The sequence below is a fragment of the Paenibacillus sp. MER TA 81-3 genome, assembly GCF_023713585.1.
Taxonomy (GTDB): domain Bacteria; phylum Bacillota; class Bacilli; order Paenibacillales; family Paenibacillaceae; genus Paenibacillus_B; species Paenibacillus_B profundus.
In genome coordinates this window covers 76,146-94,945 of sequence record NZ_JAMAWB010000024.1, presented here as the reverse complement: position 1 = coordinate 94,945, position 18,800 = coordinate 76,146, and the positions used below count along the sequence as shown (strand labels likewise).

Here is an 18,800-nt window from a genome sequence, read left to right as displayed (position 1 = left end):
CCGCCGACTTCCTTCAGATTCCACCTCGCGGTAGACACCCTTGTCTTAAGCTAATGACTACTACTGCCTTCGTCACTCGGGACTTGCACCCTGTAGATAACGCCCATGCTGGGCGACACCAACAAAAGAGCGGCCATGGAATGCCGCTCTTCTTCAGTACGTTTTCAATGATGGCTCTGTATCCATATGCTGCTGCATTCGCAATTCGTCCGTGTCCGTGTACATATCTGCGTCCAGGTCCTTGAACTGGGTATGGTACAGCGCAGCGTACAAACCATCTTGCTGCAGCAGTTGCTCGTGGCGTCCCCGCTCCACGATGCGGCCCTCTTCAAGCACGAGAATCTGCTCGGCCGCCAGAATGGTCGACAAGCGGTGCGCAATGACGACCGTCGTTCGTCCATGCATCAATTCCGCCAACGCGACTTGCACATACGCTTCGGACTCTGAATCGAGATGTGAGGTTGCTTCGTCCAGAATTAAGACTCGCGGATTTTTCAGAACGGCACGCGCAATCGACAGACGTTGACGCTCTCCGCCGGATAACCGATGGCCTCGTTCCCCTACGATCGTGTCGTAGCCCTGCGGCAAGCTCATAATCATGTCATGAATATATGCTTTGCGGCAAGCTTCCTCCAATTCTTCCTGCGATGCCCCCTCCTTCGCGAAGCGCAGATTATCAGCCACGGAAGCATGGAACAGGAATGATTCCTGTGTTACATACGCCACTTGCGCCCTAAGCGATGCCATCGTTACTTCCCGTACGTCATGACCGTCGATGAGCACGGCCCCTTCCGTCACGTCATACAGGCGTCCGATCAGATTGATGAGCGTCGATTTTCCAGCCCCGCTCGGCCCGACCAGCGCCACCACTTCGCCAGGCGAAGCATGGAACGTGACATCATACAGCACTTCGCCGCCGTCTCCGTAGCTGAAGCTGACATGTTGGAATTGTATCTCTCCCTGCACCGCTGAAAGCTCTGCGGCCTTCGGCTGATCCGTCACATCCGGCTCCATATCCAAATAGTCGAATATGCGCTGAAATACCCCCAGCGCGGTCACCACTTCCACATGCAAATTCAGCAAGGTGCCGAACGGCTGGTACAGCCGGGATAAATAAGCCGCAAATGCAACAATCGCCCCAATCGTCATCGATCCGTTAATGACCTCGTAACCGCCATACATATAGATAACGGCCGTCCCGAGCGGACCTAGCGTCGACACGAACATGAAGAACCAGCGGCCGACTAAGTTAAGCCGAACTTCCAGGTTCTGAACCTGGCGATTTTGCTCCGCGAATCTTGCTTCCTGCGCTTTCTCGCGCCCGAAGATGCGTGTGAGCATCGCCCCCGATACGCCGAACACTTCGCCAAGCTGTGAGGACATATCGGCGCGCACCTTCTGCGTATTGACACGGAGCTGCTTGCGGTAACGCGATACTTTGCGTACGGGAATCATTGATAATGGCAATATAAATATCGCAATTAAGGCAAGCTTCCAATCGAGCGTGAACAAAATGCCGATCGTCGTCAATACGATGACGACTTGTGTAAGCGACGAAACCGCGACGTTCGTGACCACATTTTGAATGGCTGCGACGTCATCGGTGACGCGCTGGATCACTTCGCCTGAACGAGAGGCCGTAAAGAAGCCCACGGACTGCCGCTGAAGGTTGCGGAACAGTCCTTGCCGCAGATCCGCCATAATACTTTGCGTCACCTGCGTATTCAAGTGGCTTTGCAGCACCCCGAGCATGCCGCTTACAAGCGGCAATCCGACGAGCCACACTGCCAAAGTAAGCAATTGATGCGTATTTTTATCCGGTATCGCTTCATCAATAATCCGCTGCATCACAAGCGGTGGCAGCAGACCGATGACGGCGGCCGTTAGCGCTAACAGTATAATCAGTGCCAAGCGGGGCCAATAGCTCCGGAACAGCGCCCATATCCGCTTAAGTGATACGTCCTTCACCTCCGCTCGCTTCGGCGTTCCTTGCGGTTCATTGATTCGCATCCCGTTTCCATTCCATCCCCGACGCATAGGCAGTTCTCCTTTTCATTCTTGTTCCTAGCATTGTCATACGATTAGCAATATTTGATATTGATTGGACTGACTGCTTTGTCTATACTTAATAGATATATTGTAACAATGATGCCAGTCATCTTCATAGTGCAAAAAATCCTCATCCTATCCATGATGAGGTAGAGGTTGCGATTGTTATTAGTATCTTCGTCAAGGCGGGAAGCGCCGATGAAGCGAAGAGAAAGGAACAGTCGCCGAAGTTCACGCTGCCCGCTTCCAGGGCGTGGGTTGGGGCTGTCGCCGAAAGGCGCTGCACTGTCATGCGGAGATTACCCATCCTCGCATGATGCGCTATCTTTGGAAGGGTATGATGAGGGGACGGCCTAACGGCCTAACCGTTTGAACGTTATACGCTTCAACGGTTTTTTTGTTGTTCTCTCCTCCTTTCCGGCTATACTACACAAAGATACCAAAGGAGTGAAAGCGGACGTCATGAGTCAAGAACAAAATCAACAGCAGCTGCGCAGAAGTCTGAAGACGCGCCATCTGACAATGATCGCGCTCGGGGGCTCGATCGGTACCGGATTGTTTCTCGCGAGCGGTGGCGCTATAGCCCAAGCAGGTCCGGGGGGCGCGCTCGTCGCGTATATTTCCGTTGGCATTATGGTGTACTTCCTAATGACGAGCTTGGGGGAGTTGGCTACATATATGCCAGATTCCGGCTCGTTCAGCACGTATGCCACCCGTTACGTCGATCCGGCTTTCGGATTCGCGCTCGGCTGGAACTTCTGGTTCAACTGGGCGATTACGATCGCATCCGAGTTGGTCGCAGCAACGCTTATTATTAAATATTGGTATCCCGAGAGCAATTCGTTTATATGGAGCTTATTGTTCTTAAGCATCATTTTTCTATTGAATTTTTTATCCGTCAAAGGATACGGAGAATCGGAATATTGGTTCGCCATTATAAAAATTACGACCGTCATCATCTTTCTCGTCGTCGGTGTTTTGATGATTTTCGGCATCTTGGGCAGCGAGCGCATCGGCTTTGAAAATTTCCATGTTGGTGACGCGCCGTTCCACGGCGGATTTTTCGCCATTCTCGGCGTCTTTATGGCGGCAGGTTACTCGTTCCAAGGGACTGAGCTCGTCGGCGTCGCAGCTGGAGAGAGCGAGAATCCGCGCGAGAGCGTTCCGCGCGCCATCCGTCAGGTGTTTTGGCGTATATTGCTCTTTTACGTCTTGGCGATTTTCGTCATTGCGTTAATTATTCCGTATACGCACCCGAGCTTGCTTGCCAGCGATTTGAACAATATTAACACGAGCCCGTTCACGCTTGTGTTCGAGAGAGCTGGCTTCGCCTTCGCGGCGGCGGTCATGAATGCCGTCATTCTCTCGTCCGTGCTCTCAGCCGGCAACTCCGGCATGTATGCGTCCACGCGCGTGCTGTGGGTGCTGGCGAAGGAAGGCAAGGCGCCGAAGTTCCTCGCGAAGCTGAACAAGCGCGGCATTCCGATCAATGCGCTGCTCTTGACAACTGCCGTCGGGATGCTCGCCTTTCTCGCCAGCTTCTTCGGAGACGGCGTCGTCTACTTGTGGCTCCTGAACGCGTCCGGCATGTGCGGCTTCATCGCTTGGCTCGGCATTGCCGTCAGCCATTACCGCTTCCGGCGCGCCTTCATCAAGCAAGGCCACGATCTGAAGGAGCTGCCTTACAGAGCCCGCTTCTTCCCGTTCGGGCCGGTATTCGCATTTACGCTTTGTATGATCGTTATTCTCGGTCAGAACTATCAAGCGTTTATCGGCCATACGATTGATTGGAAAGGTCTTCTCATGACATACATCGGGCTGCCGCTCTTCTTAGCAATATGGCTCGGTTATAAATGGAAGCACCGCACGAAGGTCATTCCACTTGAGGAATGCAAATTCGACCATAAATAAGGAGCTTCCTCATCATGAAGCGAGTCCGCACCAGAACCGTTGCGCGCCATGCAATAGGCAGCGTGGCAAGTCGGGTGCGGGCTTTTTTATTTGCGGCAAACTTTCAATGAAAAGCTATTAGCGGCAAGCTTCAAGCGAAATTGCTGTAATCCGCCCAAACGATGCACTCCGAGCTCGCAATAGTTCTGTTATAGCCGCAATGTTGCGGCTGTGCAGGACGGCATGGCATCACGCGTGGAGCGTGTGCGTTAGTGGCGCATTCGCTTACAGTGTGTTCGTACATTCAGTATGGTCGCACATACAGTATGTTCAACACATGCAGTGTGGTCGCACATGTTGTGTGGTCAGCACATGCTGCACGGTCGCACATGCTGTGTGGTCAGCACACGCGGCACGGTCGCACATGCTGTGTGGTCAGCACACGCGGCACGGTCGCACATGCTGTGTGGTCAGCACACGCGGCACGGTCGCACATGCTGTGTGGTCAGCACACGCGGCACGGTCGCACATGCTGTGTGTCACACCTTTTGCGTGTACGCACATGTCTACTAACAGGCGCTTTCTCTCACAAACCGTCACGATTGTGCTTCGCATTAGTCTGCAGTGTGTACTCATGATCTGTACTAGCAGATCGAGTTCGTCCATACAGCGTCTCAATCTTGCTTCGTGCTCTCTTCGAAGCCTATTCGTCCAACCGCAGCGGCTCCCCCCTCCACCATTGGATTATGTCCAATGGAATATGAAGAATAGACAGATAAGGAGGGCTTACGTTGGATTATGTACAGTAGATTTCAGAGATAAAGCGCTCTTTATCGGAAATATGAAGAATCCATTGGATGTTTTCCAATAGAACGCTGATTCTTCTCACTAATCAATAAAATCCACTGTACATTTTCCAATGAAAATAGCAGGCAACAAGAATAGCAGACGGAAGCAGCCTACTCGACAGGCGCTATGAAGCTTTTTTCCATGGAAAAGTAAACTTATTATTTACGTAACTGTGTCCACTTTATATGATTCTATATCCACTTTTGTAACTACTCTGCACCATTCTTTAATTCAGTTGAATCAGTTGGAATCGACTTCTACGCACCACTGCAGCAGTTATGTACCGACTTGGCATCAGCTTCGATAAGCGGTTCTACATAAGTTTTGCATATACTTGGCATCAGCTTGTGAAACAGCTCTGCATCATACTAGGTTCCAGATCTTTGTCTGATCTTTGTCTGATCTTTGTCAGATCTTTGTCAGTTCTGTTCCAGCACTCGTTCAGATCTGCCCGAAGTCATGATCAGCACTCCCTCAGTTCTGCGTCAGAACTGCATAAATCTTGGCCCTAATTCTTACTCGGTACTATTCCTTGTTTCTACTCTTAAGCTGCAATTGCTCTCATCCATTCTGTTCTACTCTCGCTCTGCCTCTGCTCTCACTGTTCTGTTCTACACTCGAGCTGCATTTGCTTTAATCGGTTTTACTCCTTGCTTCTACTCTCGAGCTGCAGCTGCTCTCACTGTTGTATTCTACACCTCAGCTGCATCTGCTTCCATCTGTTCTGTTAACTCTCGAGCTGCAGCTGCTCTCACTGTTGTGTTCTACACCCAAGCTGCATCTGCTTCCATCTGTTCTGTTAACTCTCGAGCCGCATTTACTCTCATCCGTTCCGCTCCACTCTCGAGCTGCATGCGATCTCATCCGTTCCGCTCCACTCTCGAGCTGCATGCGATCTCATCAGTTCTGCTCCACTCTTGAGCTGCAGCTGCCCTCATCAGTTCGGCCAGTTCTATGTCCTTCTTGTGTAGCCTCGCGTGCTCCCGTTGATGATTTAGACACCTAGTTATAGAAGCAATGTAAGCTATATGTCCTTCCCGTACGCAACTAATGTAGTCCATGCGGACAACTCCAAAGCTAAATTCGCAAGCAATTGGTTAATCATGTATATTAGTCAACATCCTTCCATACACTAACGTCCGAGCCGAACCCTATCCCGAAGCAAAGAGGTGGATGTATGGATCCCGTAACAATGGCCCGTGCCTTATTCGGCACCTCCATGGCCTTTCATATTTTATTTGCCACATTAGGGGTGGGACTGCCCCTTATGATTGTGTTCGCCGAAATTATGTACTGGCGCAAGAAAGACCGGGACTATGCCGTGCTCGCACGGCGCTGGACGAAAGCGCTCGGTATTCTGCTCGGCGTCGCGATTCCATCCGGCACGATCGTAGGCGTCATGCTTGCCCTCTTGTGGCCCGGATTTATGGAAATCGTAGGACAAGTGATCGCCGTCCCGTTTCAAGTCGAAATCTGGGCTTTCTTCTTCGAGGCGCTGTTCATGGCCATTTACTTGTATGCCGCCGATCGCCTGTCTTCCGGCATGCGCATCTTAAGCGTGTTCTTCGTCATGGTAGGTGCCAGCGCCTCGGCAGTGCTTATTACCGATGCCCAAGCGTGGATGAACACGCCGACCGGCTTCAAGCTCGTGGACGGCCAGATTACCGATGTCGATCCTTGGGCCGCCGTCTTCAATCCGTCCTTCTTCACGTCTGCCCAGCATGTGTTGACAACCGGCTACATGACCGGAGCGTTCTTCATCGTCACTTCAGCCGCCGTTATGCTGCTCAAGCATCGGCAAGACGAGCGCGAAGCGGCCTATCACCGCAAAGGCCTAATGCTCGGGCTCGTCATCGGCTTAGTCATGTCGCTCATAACAGCCATGAATGGGCATGCGACCGCCCAATCCCTGCATAAGCACAACCCGGAGAAGCTTGCGGCAGCGGAGGGGCTGTTTCAGACGACGACACATGCTCCGCTCGTCATTGGAGGAATTCCCGATCCCGAGACGCAGACCATTAAGTATGGCATCGAAATTCCCGGCATGCTCAGCTTCCTGGCCGCGAATTCGTTCGATACTGAAGTGAAAGGATTGAACGAGATTCCAAGGGAAGATTGGCCTCCGCTGTTCGTCCACACCTTGTTCAATCTTATGGTGCTCATCGGATTCGGATTGCTTGGCCTCTCGTTCGCAGTCGTCATGTGGCGCGCCTTCACCCGCAAATCACCGCGGCCGTTCCCGCGCTGGTTGATGCACCTCTTCGTGTGGACTGGCCCATTGTCTATGCTGGGCATCGAAATCGGCTGGATTTTCAGCTGCTCCGCAAGGCAGCCATGGACAATCTACCGCGTGCAGCGCACGACGGATGCTGCCCTGAAGAGCGACAGCATGGGCACGTTGTTCTTGCTATTCGTCACCATCTATGTCGTGCTCTTAATTATGACTTCGCTGGTCATGCGCCATTACTTCAAGCGTCATCCCGTCTCCGCCGATTTGATCGAGCATGCGGAAGATGCGAATGACACTAAGGGGGCATTCTCATGAGCGACGCCACGATTGCGATTACGGTACTGTGGATCTTCCTGTTTATTTATTCGCTCCTCGGTTCGGTTGATTTCGGAGCGGGATTCTGGGCAATGATCTTCGGGCGGAGGAGTGCAGATGGAGACACAAAAGCCGCGGGCTTGGCGAATCGCTTCCTATCCCCATCGTGGAAAATTACGAATACGTTTCTAGTGCTGTTCGTCGTCGCGCTGGTCGGATTCTTCCCGCGGGCGACGTTCTCGCTAGCCTCGCTGCTCTTGGTGCCCGTCTGCCTGGTGCTCATCTTGCTTACGCTTCGCAGCGCCTTCATGGTATTCAGCTACTCCGTGCATTCCTATGATCGTGCGCTGCGCATCATTTCCGGCATCACGGGGCTGTTGATTCCCGGCCTGCTCGTTGCGGTGCTGGCGGTGACTTTGGGCGGGATCGTAACGGAAGCTCCAGACGGCACGCTAGCGCTGAATTACGGCAAGCTGCTGACCAGTCCGACGCTGTATGCGCATTTGGCATTCGGCTACGCCACGGAACTGTTCTTCTCTGCGCTGTTCCTGGCCGACTATGCCCGGGAAGCCCGGGACATGACTACCTATAGAACATACCGCCGCTTAGCCGTCATTTTTGGGCCGCTCAGCCTTATCGCAGCGGTTGGCGTCACGTTCACGATGCTGCCTGAGGCTTCATGGATTATCGCCCGCTTCCGGGACCAGTGGCTGTGGTTCCTGCTGTCGGCCGCCGCCTTCGGCATCGGATATGGCTGCTTGTTCATCAAGCGCAGGGGTGGCTTTATCGGCAGCACGCGCTTGGCCGTTATTTTCGTCGCCGTGCAGTATGCATTAGCGAGCTTAGCCTACGGCAGGGCGCACTTGCCCTATATCATCTACCCGCAGCTTACGCTGGAGGCAGGCTTCACGAACCCGGCCATCTTCCGTTCACTGCTTATCGGATACATTGTGAGCACCATCCTGCTTATCCCGGTGTTCATCCTGTTCTGGAGGCTGTTCCTGAAGGACCGGCGCTACCTTGAACAGGAATGAGAAGTGATAATCGCCACACTCAACGCTGATACAGCAGACACAACAGCAACAGGCCTTGTCCCGCGCATCTGCGTAATGGGCAAGGCCTGTCCATTGCTATAAGATAAGTTATTCCGGCATTTGAATCTCCACAATCAGGTCGTCACTGTCTTGTAAGGAGGACACGCGATACTCTAGCGGAGCGGACAGACCAGCCGCATCCAGCATATCATGCAGATCGGAGCGAAGCTGCAGTTCGCTCCCCGTATACCGGATTTGGAAGCGGTCGCGTCCGGATTGTCTAGCCGCCAGGAAGCGATCCGTCAAATCCGCCACATCCCGTATCGCTCTGTCCGGCAGGAGCACGTCTGCGCTCCATACCTTTTCCAGCTGAACTGCCAATTGCCTCAATCCCTCGTCATCGCTCTGATGCATCTGCAGCAAAGCTTGTTCATACGGCTCAACCACCTGCGGAATATTGTCCGACTTCCACGAATGATCCATGCGCATTTCCGTATCAGTACGCAAGTAATACGTGTACCTGACTTGTGCGCCCCGGTCAGGCAGCGGATCATCCCACGTTGCATCGATGTGATACCACTTGCCATCCAACTGAACCATATTCCACGCGTGGAGCATGCCGCCCGCTTCTCCTTCGACTATGATGCTCGGAATATCGGCTTCTTCGAACATCGCCTGCATGAGCAGCGCATAGCCTTGACATACCGTCTTCCCTTCGGTCAGCGCCTCGTAGGCGGTGAACTTCGTCATTGCCTCGTCATAGGCCACATTACTCACAATATAATCGTGAATCGCTTTCACTTTTACGTGTGGAGAGTCGTTACTGTTCGTGATGTTAGCCACGATCTCTTTCGCCTGATTTCGCACATATAACGATTGCGTATACGTCTCACGGTAATCGACATACACAGTGACATTGGCGTAATCGCTGCCGCCCTTCCATTTGAAAGAATATTTGCTGACATTGTAGCGTATGAACGGATCGGAATAGAGCGCTTCCGACAACGCTTTACTGACCTGGTCCGTCAGTGTATCCGTACTTCCATCATATCGGAAGGAAGACATCGTTTCGCGTAAGGTGAATCGTTCACTGAGCCAATCACGCATCTCTTGGTTTTCATGCAACGTCACTTGAGAGGATTGAGCTTCGACGGTAGGCCATATAGCAAAGCCTGTAATAATTCCTACGGTAATACCGCCAAAAAACAATACGCGAAACATGGATAACCAAGAGCGTTTGCGCTTCAACTCGCCTATTTCTTGGGGGTACCTTATGCCGTTCTGAGCCTTAAAATCGAACAACCGCATCACCACCTTCGCTTCGACGGTGTTGTCCCGCCTATGCTGGTACGAATCGTAACATAGGCAATTTGCAGATGCTGTCTAGTTATGGAGTGGATATAATCGAGGATGTTTCGTTCCGTTTCTATCGCGATCGACAAGCTGTGGCAGCAAGAGAGCATTTCTCAGAAGATGGATGGCCCTTGCATACCCGTTATCGAGTAGAGAAAAAGACGACTGATAGCGAATGCATGCGACATTTGCCTAAAAAAAAGCACAAGAGGAAGAAAATAAAATTCTTCGTCTTGCGCCTTATTATGAAGAGTTGCGATTTAAATGCTGCCGCAAAAACGGCAGCACTTCCGGCCAGAACGCGGGATCTCTGTCCGAGCTGCTGTGGCCGTCTGAATCGACAATCAAATGCGGCTGATGATAAGACAACCGCTGCAGCACATTTTCCAAATCGCTGGCAGGAATATAGCCGTCGTTGCGGGAATGGACCAGCAGCAGCGGTACTCTTCCCTCTGTGCGCGCATAATTGCCGGACAAGCTTTTCGCCAGATCCAGACCGTCGTAGACAGCAGTTGGAATCTGGGAACGATACAGCCAAATACGCGGTATGACCGTTGCGAGCGGAAACGTAGGCAGCTTATGCCGCTTCAGCTCCGCCGCAACCATCGTTAACGGACGGGAAGGCATCGAATCGGTGACGACAGCCTGGACGGCCAGCCCTTCATCCAACGCCAAGACAGCGCCGAAGCCGCCCAATGAATGTCCAATCACTCCGATGCGCTCGCCGTCCACATCCGGACGCTTCCGCACGTAGCGCACCGCAGCCAGCAAATCGTCCCGGAACAATAATGCGGATGGCGCCTTCACCGATCCGCTCTCTCCGTGACTGGTTACATCATACATGAGCACATTAAAGCCTGCATCTGTGAGCGGATAAGCATAACGAAGCACACGCGCACGATTAGAGCCCCAACCATGTGCAACAATGATAACCGGGGCCTTTTTGACTGGCGTATTCCCTTTTCCCCAGATGAACCAGCCTTGAAGCGTAGCGCAGCCTTCAAACGTTACCCGATCAAAGGGACGATCGGGCTCGGTGCTCACCGGAATTTGCCGTGGGGACTGACTCTTTACCGCCAACGCCCAAGCTCCACCCGCTGCGCTGCTGACGAGAGCCAGGGCACCCACACCATATGTCCAAAGCATAGCCACTAATATCGCCTCTCTTTTATGATTGCCTCACGTTCATTTTCTATCTATTATACTTCACTCGCAGCAGCGTTATCCGAAGCTCCCAGGCGCAAAATTTCTACGGTCAGATAAACGTACAGCAATTACCCGTTTTCCAGCGCTTTTTCCTGCACGGTTAGAACAAAGCGTTGGGCGTGCTGCGCCAGCTGCTCGAACTGTCCTTCTTGAATGTAGTCGGTACGCACCAGCTTGGAGCCCAGACCGAAGGCAGAAGCACCCGCCTTCAAGTAATCCGCAACGTTGTTCATGTCCACTCCGCCCGTGGCAATGATAGGAATGTGCTGCAGCGGGCCGCGGATTTCCCGAATATAATCCGAACCAAGCGTTCCGATCGGGAACAGCTTGACCGCCTTCGCCCCAGCTTTCCAAGCACGAACGATTTCCGTCGGTGTAAGCACACCAGGCCACACATCCACACCGCGCTCAGCCGCAAAGGAGATGACCTCCTCGTCCAAATTCGGAGAAATGAAAAACTGTGCTCCGCATGCGAACGCCTCTCGGGCTTCATCAAGATCCGTTACTGTTCCCGCGCCGATATATGCCCTGCCGTCGAACCGTTCCCGCCAACGGTGGATGATCTTCGCAGCGCCTTCCGTATTCATGGTCACTTCCATGAAGCGGACGCCGCCTGTCACCAGCGCCTCACCGGCAAGATCGGCCGCCTCTCCGGTAAAGCCGCGAAAAATAGCTATGATGCGTGTCTGCAGCATCTGCTCCGTTATGGAGATACCGGCTGCCGTTATCGAGTTATCGATTTTCATCATTGCTTTATCGGCTTCCGTCATCATCTGCCATTCCCCCTCTCTTGTTCTCTGGACGACGTATTCTACAGCCTGCTTACATTGCGCCTCCGGCAGCTGCATGACGCAACTTTTCCGCCCGATTCTTCGCAAAAGCCGCGCTGCCGATCACTCCGCCATCATCAATCAACTCCCCTTGACGGATCGTCAACCGCTCCAAATAACCGTGATAGACCGAGCGCTGCAGCGTATCGCGCACCGATGAGAACAGTCGTTCTCCAGCCAGTGCCCCGCCACCTCCGATGACGATAACGTCCGGACTGAGGAGCGAAATGGAGTACGCCAAACCTTTGCCAAGCACTTGGCCGGTATAGGTCAAAATGTCGACAGCGAGCGCATCGCCTTCGTCATAAGCTTGCGAGACATGAGCGGCGCTCAGTTCCCCGCGCTCGTATGACTCACGCAGAATGCTGTCTCGGCCCGCTTCCAGCGCTTGCTTCGCTTGGCGCACGATGCCCGTGGCGGAGACGACCGACTCCAAGCAGCCAGTAAGTCCACAGCCGCATGGTGTCGTTTCGCCGTCAATCGCTACATGTCCCAATTCGCCCGCCATGAAACCGCTGCCGTAATACAATTCACCGTTCACCACGGTAGCAGCTGCCAGCCCCGTTCCGATGGTCACACCGTGCACGACACCCGCTCCACGTCCTGCTCCGCTCATCGCTTCGCCATATACATACATGCGCACATCATTATCTATAAAAACAGGTACGCCAACCTTGACACTCAACCGTCCGGCAACGTCCACGTCATGCCACTTCAAATTGGATGCAAAGATGCTGACACCGCGCTCCGGATCAATAAATCCCGGAATACCGGCTCCGACAGCAAGCAAGTGGCTGCGATCCAGCCCCGTTTTCGCGAACAGCTCATCAATCATGTCGGCCATCTTATCCAAAACGTGATCAACGCCGAGGGCTGCTTCCGTCGGCCGCTTCACCTTATCCACCATCTCGTAGCGCTCGCTCACGAGGCCGCACACGATGTTCGTTCCACCTAGATCGATTCCTATCATATATTGCATGACTTCTCCACCTTGCCTTCCTTATAGCTGTGATTTATCCGTATTATAGCACGGAGCAGTCAACTTTTTGATTGAAAAAATCATAATCCAATTGTTGTGAATATACAACGTATTCATCGTACATTCGAGCTTTTCTGGATGTTAATGACTGCTTCTCACTTCAAGCGTTCGCCATAATTTCGCCTTAAATTTGCCTCAAACTTGGAAACAATATTAAAGACGAACTTGGTACAAATCGCTATAATAGTACTGTGATGTATGTCACACGCGCCACGCGCGATAAATCACAGCCAATTACAGCAGCAGAGCAGCCAGCCAGTTCTAAGCTGCCGTGAATCATTGTGCAGACTTAAATGCTCTGAATTCCCTACAGTATATTAGGTACTTTGCTTCCGGAGCGAGTCTGCTAACGCAGCTTGCCGGTCAACCGTTATTCAAGAGACCCCGGTTCAAGTATTATTTTAATTCGGATTGTAAGAGGTGAATGACCCATGACGTATGTAGACATTAGCAATATAAGCCCGCAATTGTTCGTAACGGTGCTTTTTTTCCTGCTTATCGTATGCCCGCTTCTCAGTCTCGGTGTAGTTCGTTTCTTCCAACAGCGTGTGAAGGCTGGAATTACTTATATCGCTTCTGCGGTCGTATCTTACGTCGTCTTTCTCATCGTTGCGGACTTTGTGGCTAAGACCTGGAGCTGACTCTTTCTTCGAAGGAGTTAGCTTTTTTATTGTCGTGCCTCAAGAGGCTCCCGGTCCTGTGTTCCTGACATTCCATCTTCACAATGCACCTACACGTCCGCTTCCCGTCTCATGACGAAATAACGAAACAATGCGTCTTCAAAGCGGTATTCTGTCAACCCTACTGTCTCGAAGCTGAATGACTCGTAAAAATGAACCGCCTTCGCATTGCTTTCCAGTACAGCAAGCCAGACGGCAGAAGGGACAGCTTGTTCCATTCGTGCCAGGCAGACGTTCATAAGCTCACGCCCGATACCGTGACGCTGGAAATCAGCTTGCACATAAATTTTTTGCAGTTGCATCGGATGCGGCGTATCGACGGATTCATGGCCAGAACCGTCCTTCAGCTTCATGTAACCGGCAGGCTTCCCATCCCAATAGGCCACATAGAAGTGATTGTGCGGCTTCTGCAAGCTCACAGCCAGCTTCCCCGGGGCGAACGTCGCTTCCACATATTTTGCGAGCGTATCAGGTTGGAACAGTTCCCCGAACGTTTCTCGAAACGTCGCTGCTCCGATCTCCGCCAGCAGTTCGGCGCATTCCTCACCCACATGTACAATCTCGATCTCGTTATCGCATTGATTTTCCGTCTTCAGTCGATCCATATAATTCTCCCTTTTTCTATAAAGCATAATGTTGATATTTGCGTAATGCGAACTAATGTTCTATTATGTAAACATTACTCCCTATTCTGTGAAGTTGCAACTATGAATTTTGCAACGAATATCTGTTTGCATAAGATTAAAATACTGTATTCGGACAAGCACCCGCATGTACCCCAAAAAATGAATGTGCCGAAATCATTGACTTATTGTTAAAAGGTGCTATAACTATATAGAGTCAAGAACATAATTTCATATTCCTCGTTAGGTGAGGCTCCTATGTGGAGATATGCTGCTGCCCAAAAATGTCGAGAGACGCCAATGGGTCAACAGAAACCATCGACTTAAGGTGGTTTTTAACGTAGCTGGATGTCGCGTGCGTCATCCTATGCCACATAGTGCTAAAACTCAACGAATAGAGGGCAATGGCACTTGTATTTGCTATATTTTTTAGCATGTAAATTTGCTGCGTATACCAAACATCCTCTTCGTTGCGGATGTTTTTTCTATTTCAGGAGGTGATGAGAGATGGATGGTTCCCCCAGTCCCGAACCGCATAGCAAGCACAACAGCACATTCATAATTATATTTGGAGAACGTCCGTCTCTTATCATCTAACGAAGAGATGGACCATGAAGGAGGTCCATTACTATGGTATTAGCACCTGTTGTCATTGGAAATTATAAAGAGGATTCGGCTGGCAAGCTGATGAAAACTCAGTTCCTTGCCATTCATGAAACATTTACGGTTGAAGAAGCCATTGCTTATTACCGCAAGCACGGAAAAAACATGACGAATATTTATTATATTTATATTACGGGCCACAACGGATTGTTGAAAGGCGTCATCTCCGTAAGAGAATTATTAACCGCCGAAGATCATATTCGTGTTCAGGATATTATGATTAAGCAAGTGGTGTCGGTTACAGCCGACGTCGATCAGGAAGCGGTCGCTAAAATATTTGAGGAAAAAGATCTGGTGTCGATTCCAGTGCTGCACCAGTCGCAGCTGGTCGGCCTCATCGATGTCGATGATATTCTGGATGTCGTGCGGAAGGAAGCGACGGAAGATTTTCATAAGATGGCGCCTGTTACGTCCTTTGCGCAAAACTTGAAAACAGCAAGTATTTACACACTCTACAAAAAACGCATCCCTTGGCTCATCATTCTCGTCTTCATGAATATATTCTCAGGAGCGGGTATCGCCTCTTTTGAAGATTTAATTGCCACGAACGTGGCCCTGGTCTTCTTCTTGCCTCTGCTCATAGATAGTGGCGGCAATGCGGGTTCTCAAGCATCCACGCTCATGATCCGGTCCATGGCTGTCGGGGACATTAAGCTAAGAGACTGGTTCAAGCTGTTCACGAAGGAAGTATCGATCGCGTTCTTCCTCGGCATCACGATGGCGTTAGCCGTTGCAAGCATCGGGTGGTTCCGCGGCGGAATCGATATTGCCGTTATCGTTGCGCTAACGATGGCAGTTATTGTTATGGTCGGCAGCTTAATCGGGATGTCGCTCCCGTTCATTTTCAGCAAATTGAAGCTTGATCCTGCAACAGCGAGCGCGCCGCTCATTACGTCCATTGCCGATATTTGCGGCGTCTTGATTTACTTTTCCATCGCATCTGCGTACTTGAATCTGTAAAGAGCAAGGTTGCGTTAAGCCTCGTATGCCGTCGGACTACCTACATTTTCACACAAAAAAGGAGGGCGCTTGGGCCCTCTTTTTACTCTATCTTGATTCTGTTATACTATCCTTCTTGCTGCTCTGCGTTATCGTCCTGATTGGCTTCCGTATTGGTCACCTGGAGGCCAGCCCCCTTATAAAAGGTGGACTTCAACGTGTTAAATTGGGTCGTATAGTCATTGAACTGTGTCTTTAATTCCTCCACTTGCCGGTATACTTCATTCCGTTCGGAAATCCCTGTCGTAATCGACTTCAGCTTCGTATTTTGCGACTTCAATTCGTCATAGATGAATTGCTCGCGTTCCAGCCATTGACCATACTTCTCATGCAATGCCTTGAACGTGTCATATCGCTTCACATAAGCGGTGTATGCCTGTTCCGCCTGCTTCTTCAACTCTTCATCCTTCAGCTTAGCGATGGCCTTATCCAATTCTCCCATCTGGCTGCGCGCGTCATCAAGGTGCACCTTCACTTGCTCAATCGCCTGTTTGCGTTCTTCCAACGCTTTGTTCGTATTATCAATCAACGTTTGCACGTTGCGATTGTCTTGTTTCCCTTGATCTAAAATATTGATATATTGCTTCTCGTCCTTATCTTCCAACGTCTTCAACGTTTCCAAGGCGGCCGTAACGTTCACTTCTGCCGAAGAAGCCTTCTCGAACGCTTCGAATATCTTCGTCGTCGGCGAAGCGCCGCATCCGGTCAATCCTACTACTACAGACAACAATGCCGCGATAGCGGTAAATTTCTTCCAGCTTGCCAATCTCTTAACCTCCCAGTCCGGATGCTATAATCGCTTGTCGTGATGGAAATTGCATACGAAATGCGCATTCGGGTCATACACTTCAAATTCATAGCCCTTGCTCTGAATATATTCAATAATGGAAGGCAAAGCTTCCAATGTCTGCTGACGATCGTGAAGAAGAATAACTTCCACATCTGCCGTTAACGTTCCTTTGATCTGCTCGAGAATCCGGTTCGGCTGTCCGATAAACTTCCAGTCAAGCGAATCGAGCGTCCAATCCCACATCTTAAAGCCCGCATCCGCAATATCCTTGCGGAACGACTCGCCGATTTGCGGCGCGCTGCCGTATGGTGCCCGAATCAGCGTCGGCTTGAATCCGGTCAGATTCTCCACGATACCCTGCGCTTCCTGGAACTCCTTGATGAAATTCCCTGAACCGCCGCTTTTATAGAGCTTGTTGAAATCGTGCGTCATGCTATGTAGCCCAGGATAATGACCCTCTTCTACCATTCGCTTGACGGCATCCGGATAAGTGTTCATATTATCGCCCAACATGAAATAAGTCGCTTTAATATCGTGTTGCTTCAATAAGTCCATCATATCGTTAGAGTATTTACTCGGTCCGTCATCGAACGTCAAATAGGCAACTTTGCGAGTCATGCCATTAAACTCTTTCGGTATCTCTTTCTCTTTCGCCGCCGAGGCGAACGTGGCTACTTCCGTCACGATCAGATCGCTGCCAGAGGCCGATACCGTGCCAAGCAAGCTCTTCCCTGCGGCATATATGCCTATGCCGATTGCCACAAATAACAAAAACAGAATCGTACGTCCTATAAATTTCTTGCGACTTCTCCGGCGACGTTTGCCGACCGTCACCCTTCCTCTATCCACCATTCTACATATCCACTTCCTTCTAGCGACTTCGTTCGACATTACTATAATATAAATCTACCATTTTGGCATTACAGAAACGTTACAAGATAAGAAGTTTTGTCAAAAATTTAGATACAATGTTGTTACCATTTTAGGGAACAGCTGTAATGACGCTTACAAATGAGAAAAATGACCTTTGTTCGCTCTAACTGTGTTTGTGCACTGTTTCTGCCTTCTTCCGATATATGGCCGTTGAGCTGTAAAAATGCATACACTTTACTCACAAAAACGGCAAAAAAACCGACGCTGGTTAAAAACCAGCGTCGGCTCTAACATCCGCACCACGGGGTGTGGATGACTTCATGATGGATGTATAGTCTTACTGTCTGCTGTCCGTGTGGCGAGAGACGACGTGCTGCGGCATGCCGTTCAAATAAGCCGCAATATTGCCGGAAGCAATATCTAGCAAGCGGCGTCTCGCTGCTTGGGACGCCCATGCCATATGGGGCGTAATGATAATCCGCTCTTGCTTAGCGATGAGCGGGTGATGCTCCTGGGGCGGTTCCTCGGACAGCACGTCGAGCAGGGCGCCCTCAATTACATATTGCTCGACTGCTTCCGCTAACTCCGCTTCATTAACGAGCGCGCCCCGCGCGGTATTTATCAGAACTGCCGTCGACTTCATCCGATTCAAGAACGTCTTGTTCACCATACCCTTCGTCTCATCATTTAACGGACAATGAAGAGAGACCACATCGGACTGTGCCAGCAGTTCGTCCTGCGTCACAACTTGAACATGCGGAACGTTCAGCGCATTTCGCTGGCTGCGGGAGGTAATCAGCACCCGCATGCCGAACGCATGCGCCAATTGCGCTACCTTCTGTCCGATGCGGCCATACCCGATAATGCCGAAGGTCTTCCCCGCCAGCTCCGTCTGCGGAGTCAGCCAGAAGCTGAAATCTGGTTGTCGGGACCATGCACCCCGTTTTACGGCCTGATCATGAGCTTCTACTCGGTGGCACCATGACAGCAGCATGGCAAATACGTATTGGGCAACGGTATCCGTTCCGTATGAAGGCACGTTCGTAACGGTAATGCCCTGTTGAATTGCGGCTTCCACATCGACGACATCATAGCCTGTCGCCAGCACTCCGATGTAACGCAATTGCGGCAGCTGCCGCAACGTCTCGCCCGTCAAAGGCGTCTTATTGGTGAGTATGATAGACGCTTCTCCTACACGACTTACGATATGTTCCGGCTCTGTCCGCTCATATGTGCTCAATTCCACAATCGAAAGCGGCAGGTTCGCCGCCCCCGCTACAGCGGAACGCACCACTTCCCAGCTCAAGTCGCCCGGGTTAAGCGCGTATCCATCCAATATGACGATGTTCATCCGTAAGCATCTCCCTTGGACCTTCT

The 18,800-nt window shown here is 51.2% G+C and carries 14 protein-coding genes and 2 riboswitches; of the genes, 5 read left to right on the top strand and 9 right to left on the bottom strand.

Annotation, left to right across the window (positions count from 1 at the left end):
* Positions 1-153 precede the first annotated feature (153 nt).
* Positions 154-2,037 carry an ABC transporter ATP-binding protein gene (locus M3650_RS26170; protein ID WP_251579005.1) on the bottom strand — a complete coding sequence of 628 codons (1,884 nt, stop codon included), beginning with the start codon at positions 2,035-2,037 and terminating at the stop codon, positions 154-156.
* A gap of 154 nt (positions 2,038-2,191) precedes the next feature.
* Positions 2,192-2,381: riboswitch (Lysine riboswitch) on the top strand.
* Positions 2,382-2,511: 130 nt separating this feature from the next.
* Between M3650_RS26170 and M3650_RS26165 the strand changes: the two genes are divergently transcribed.
* The 3 genes from M3650_RS26165 to M3650_RS26155 all read left to right on the top strand — a co-directional run bounded on the left by M3650_RS26165 (position 2,512) and on the right by M3650_RS26155 (position 8,367).
* Positions 2,512-3,960, top strand: coding sequence for an amino acid permease (locus M3650_RS26165; RefSeq protein ID WP_251579003.1), 1,449 nt, complete (start codon positions 2,512-2,514; stop codon positions 3,958-3,960).
* A 2,005-nt stretch (positions 3,961-5,965) separates the two neighbouring features.
* Positions 5,966-7,333, top strand: a complete 1,368-nt coding sequence (locus M3650_RS26160) for a cytochrome ubiquinol oxidase subunit I (protein ID WP_019423531.1) — start codon at positions 5,966-5,968, stop codon at positions 7,331-7,333.
* Entirely contained in the window at positions 7,330-8,367 is a 1,038-nt protein-coding gene (locus tag M3650_RS26155) for a cytochrome d ubiquinol oxidase subunit II (RefSeq protein WP_251579002.1), read from the top strand. The genes M3650_RS26160 and M3650_RS26155 overlap by 4 nt, the downstream gene beginning before the upstream one ends.
* A gap of 108 nt (positions 8,368-8,475) precedes the next feature.
* Here the strand turns inward: M3650_RS26155 and M3650_RS26150 are convergent, their stop codons facing one another.
* The 4 genes from M3650_RS26150 to M3650_RS26135 form a co-directional block, all read right to left on the bottom strand.
* A complete protein-coding gene (locus M3650_RS26150; RefSeq protein ID WP_251578997.1) occupies positions 8,476-9,675 on the bottom strand; it encodes a transglutaminase domain-containing protein in 1,200 nt (399 codons plus the stop codon).
* Between the two features lie 288 nt (positions 9,676-9,963).
* The gene (locus M3650_RS26145; protein ID WP_251579011.1) at positions 9,964-10,866 is read right to left on the bottom strand and encodes an alpha/beta hydrolase; all 903 of its coding nucleotides are present in this window, start codon (positions 10,864-10,866) and stop codon (positions 9,964-9,966) included.
* 128 nt (positions 10,867-10,994) lie between these two features.
* Positions 10,995-11,699 (bottom strand): bifunctional 4-hydroxy-2-oxoglutarate aldolase/2-dehydro-3-deoxy-phosphogluconate aldolase, encoded by a 705-nt coding sequence (locus tag M3650_RS26140; protein WP_251578994.1) that lies wholly within the window; start codon positions 11,697-11,699, stop codon positions 10,995-10,997.
* Between the two features lie 49 nt (positions 11,700-11,748).
* Positions 11,749-12,735 carry an ROK family protein gene (locus M3650_RS26135; RefSeq protein ID WP_251578992.1) on the bottom strand — a complete coding sequence of 329 codons (987 nt, stop codon included), beginning with the start codon at positions 12,733-12,735 and terminating at the stop codon, positions 11,749-11,751.
* Between the two features lie 491 nt (positions 12,736-13,226).
* On the opposite strand from M3650_RS26135, the gene M3650_RS26130 reads away from it, so the two are divergent.
* The gene (locus tag M3650_RS26130) at positions 13,227-13,436 is read left to right on the top strand and encodes a hypothetical protein (RefSeq protein WP_019423525.1); all 210 of its coding nucleotides are present in this window, start codon (positions 13,227-13,229) and stop codon (positions 13,434-13,436) included.
* An 89-nt stretch (positions 13,437-13,525) separates the two neighbouring features.
* Here the strand turns inward: M3650_RS26130 and M3650_RS26125 are convergent, their stop codons facing one another.
* A complete protein-coding gene (locus tag M3650_RS26125; protein WP_251578990.1) occupies positions 13,526-14,080 on the bottom strand; it encodes a GNAT family N-acetyltransferase in 555 nt (184 codons plus the stop codon).
* A 250-nt stretch (positions 14,081-14,330) separates the two neighbouring features.
* Positions 14,331-14,505, top strand: a riboswitch (M-box (ykoK) riboswitch).
* Positions 14,506-14,728: 223 nt separating this feature from the next.
* On the opposite strand from M3650_RS26125, the gene mgtE reads away from it, so the two are divergent.
* Positions 14,729-15,721 (top strand): magnesium transporter, encoded by a 993-nt coding sequence (gene mgtE / locus M3650_RS26120; protein WP_251578988.1) that lies wholly within the window; start codon positions 14,729-14,731, stop codon positions 15,719-15,721.
* A gap of 106 nt (positions 15,722-15,827) precedes the next feature.
* Here mgtE and M3650_RS26115 read toward each other — a convergent pair whose 3' ends face one another.
* From M3650_RS26115 to M3650_RS26105, 3 genes are all read right to left on the bottom strand, one after another.
* Positions 15,828-16,526, bottom strand: a complete 699-nt coding sequence (locus M3650_RS26115; RefSeq protein ID WP_251578986.1) for a YkyA family protein — start codon at positions 16,524-16,526, stop codon at positions 15,828-15,830.
* A gap of 24 nt (positions 16,527-16,550) precedes the next feature.
* Positions 16,551-17,402: a polysaccharide deacetylase family protein gene (locus M3650_RS26110; RefSeq protein WP_233696113.1), complete on the bottom strand. Its 852-nt coding sequence runs from the start codon at positions 17,400-17,402 to the stop codon at positions 16,551-16,553.
* A gap of 358 nt (positions 17,403-17,760) precedes the next feature.
* Positions 17,761-18,774: a D-2-hydroxyacid dehydrogenase gene (locus M3650_RS26105; RefSeq protein ID WP_251578984.1), complete on the bottom strand. Its 1,014-nt coding sequence runs from the start codon at positions 18,772-18,774 to the stop codon at positions 17,761-17,763.
* Positions 18,775-18,800: the final 26 nt, after the last annotated feature.

Excerpts from the sequence above, each read along its gene's own strand:
- M3650_RS26110 (WP_233696113.1), bottom strand. The coding sequence starts at position 17,402 with ATGGTGGATAGAGGAAGGGTGACGGTCGGCAAACGTCGCCGGAGAAGT.
- M3650_RS26165 (WP_251579003.1), top strand. The coding sequence starts at position 2,512 with ATGAGTCAAGAACAAAATCAACAGCAGCTGCGCAGAAGTCTGAAGACG.
- mgtE (WP_251578988.1), top strand. The coding sequence starts at position 14,729 with ATGGTATTAGCACCTGTTGTCATTGGAAATTATAAAGAGGATTCGGCT.
- M3650_RS26145 (WP_251579011.1), bottom strand. The coding sequence starts at position 10,866 with ATGCTTTGGACATATGGTGTGGGTGCCCTGGCTCTCGTCAGCAGCGCA.
- M3650_RS26160 (WP_019423531.1), top strand. The coding sequence starts at position 5,966 with ATGGATCCCGTAACAATGGCCCGTGCCTTATTCGGCACCTCCATGGCC.
- M3650_RS26135 (WP_251578992.1), bottom strand. The coding sequence starts at position 12,735 with ATGCAATATATGATAGGAATCGATCTAGGTGGAACGAACATCGTGTGC.
- M3650_RS26170 (WP_251579005.1), bottom strand. The coding sequence starts at position 2,037 with ATGCGTCGGGGATGGAATGGAAACGGGATGCGAATCAATGAACCGCAA.
- M3650_RS26125 (WP_251578990.1), bottom strand. The coding sequence starts at position 14,080 with ATGGATCGACTGAAGACGGAAAATCAATGCGATAACGAGATCGAGATT.
- M3650_RS26105 (WP_251578984.1), bottom strand. The coding sequence starts at position 18,774 with ATGAACATCGTCATATTGGATGGATACGCGCTTAACCCGGGCGACTTG.
- M3650_RS26150 (WP_251578997.1), bottom strand. The coding sequence starts at position 9,675 with ATGCGGTTGTTCGATTTTAAGGCTCAGAACGGCATAAGGTACCCCCAA.
- M3650_RS26130 (WP_019423525.1), top strand. The coding sequence starts at position 13,227 with ATGACGTATGTAGACATTAGCAATATAAGCCCGCAATTGTTCGTAACG.
- M3650_RS26155 (WP_251579002.1), top strand. The coding sequence starts at position 7,330 with ATGAGCGACGCCACGATTGCGATTACGGTACTGTGGATCTTCCTGTTT.
- M3650_RS26140 (WP_251578994.1), bottom strand. The coding sequence starts at position 11,699 with ATGATGACGGAAGCCGATAAAGCAATGATGAAAATCGATAACTCGATA.